2 protein-coding genes are annotated in these 1,866 nt (G+C 74.8%); both read right to left on the bottom strand.

Annotation, left to right across the window (positions count from 1 at the left end; all coding sequences use genetic code 11):
* On the bottom strand, window positions 1-865 hold an 865-nt coding region (locus tag E0D90_RS25345), incomplete at its 3' end, for a hypothetical protein (RefSeq protein WP_130800250.1).
* Window positions 866-939: 74 nt separating this feature from the next.
* Window positions 940-1,731: a phosphatase gene (locus E0D90_RS25350; RefSeq protein ID WP_130800251.1), complete on the bottom strand. Its 792-nt coding sequence runs from the start codon at window positions 1,729-1,731 to the stop codon at window positions 940-942.
* Between the last annotated feature and the right edge of the window lie 135 nt (window positions 1,732-1,866).

The following is a 1,866-nucleotide window of genomic DNA, read 5'->3' on the forward strand; positions in this document are numbered from 1 at the left end:
CGACTGACGTCGGTCCCCGCCCCCGGTGACCCGCCTCCACCGAGAGCAGCGGCAGGCACGCGGGGCCGGGCACCGACGTCAGTCGGGCCGCCCAGCCGCTGAGCGCGGGCGGCTCGACGACCACCACACCGCGCACCGTGCCCCGTTCGTCCTCCGCCACCCAGCAGCGGCCCAGTTCGCCCGGCGCCGCCGCCCGCCGGGCGAACCGCTCCCGGAAGAACTCCTCCGCGCCCGGCCGCACCGCCCCGTTCCCGCACCGCGCGTCCCAGCGCAGCTCCTCCATCCACAGCGCCGCCGCCCGCTCCTCGTCGCCCGGCGCCAGCGGGCGCAGCCGGACACCGTCCGGAGCGGGCGGCGCCGGACGTCCCGCCGGGCGGATCGCGACCACCCGCCGCGGCGCGAGGCCGTTGCGCAGCAGCGTCCTGGTCACCGCCGTGTCGCGGCTCGGCCAGTCCAGCACCGCCTCCGCCTCGTTCTCCGGGTGGGAGGCGAGTACATGCACCCACCACTCCTGGAGCAGGTCGTCCAGGGTCGCGACCGCCTCCGGGTGGTCCAGCCGTGCGTGCAGCCGGTGGCTGTCCAGGGCCTCCCACAGCGCCGCCGGCTCGGTCGGCTCCGACCGTGTGCGGCGGTAGCGTCCGGCACCGCCGGGAACCGCCAACTCCACGTCACCGGGCTCGGGTTCGGGCAGTTCGAGGACGCCGGGTAGCAGCGGGTCCAGCGCCCGCAACCGGTGCGCGTGCGCCGCCGGGGCGGCCGGGGCGGCGTCGGGGGAGGGCGCCGGTGCCGGCACGCGGGGTGCCCCGCTCGCTCCCGGGGCGGCGCCGGGACCAGCGGTGGGCGCGGAGTGGGATTCCTGGGTCATGACAGGACCCTAGGCATCCGAACGCCCCGAGGCCACGGCCTTTCGGCCCGGTCACGAGGCGGGAACGCGAGCCGTCAGGCCAGGCCGGCGACATCTAGCAGATAGGCGGTCATCGGCTCGTAGAAGCGCGGGTTCACCACATGGTCGTCCAGCGGTACGCAGACCGTCAGCGTCCCCTCGGACTCCGCCAGGAAGAGCGCCGGGTCATTGGAGTCCGCGAAGCCGACCGTCGTCAGACCACGCTGCGCGGCACAGCCGGCCCAGCCGTGGTCGGCGAAGACCAGACCCGGCGGCTCCTCGCCCTCCTGCGGCAGCGCGTCCAGGATCTCCGCCATCGGCGCCGGGGAGTGGGTGTGCCACAACGAGGCACCACGCTCGTAGACCGCCACCCCCGCCAGCTGGGTCACCACACCCTGGTCGGCGGTCAGCCCGAGCGGCACCCGCACCAGCTCGCAGCCCGCCGCCCGCAGCGCCGCCGTGACCTGGGCGTGCATGTCCAGCAGTCCGCCGGGGTGACCGGTCGCTGTCAGCACCCGGGCGCGGTCCGCCGCCGCCTTGCCCAGCTCGGCCGCGGCCCGCTCCAGTCCGGCCACCGTCAGTTCGGGGTCGATCGTGTCCTGGCCCCGCCGGTGCTCCGGGTCCTCGCTGACCCCGCACAGCTCCGCCATCACCGCCAGGACGTCCTGCTCGTCCGACCAGCGCTCGCCGAACTCCACCCCGAACCAGTAGTACGGATTGCCGTTGGCCAGCTCACGGTAGTGCGCGAGGTTGTTGTCCCGCGGGGTCGCCACGTCGCCCGCGATCCGGGTGCGGACCAGGTGATCGATGAGTTCGTCACGGGAGGGCACGCGCGAATCCGGAAACATGAGCCCATTGTGACGCGACCGGGTGGCGCGGGCACCCGCGCGCCCGTACAGAGTGGCCAAAACGTGACCGGCCGCTGCCACGGAACGTCCACCTCCCCTCACCCGCCCACCTGCCTACGCTGCGGTCATGTCCAA

Source organism: Streptomyces otsuchiensis, from assembly GCF_004305975.1.
Lineage (GTDB): Bacteria > Actinomycetota > Actinomycetes > Streptomycetales > Streptomycetaceae > Streptomyces > Streptomyces otsuchiensis.

What these genes read in the sequence shown, in the direction of transcription:
- E0D90_RS25350 (WP_130800251.1), bottom strand. Translation starts at nt 1,731, where the DNA reads ATGTTTCCGGATTCGCGCGTGCCCTCCCGTGACGAACTCATCGATCAC.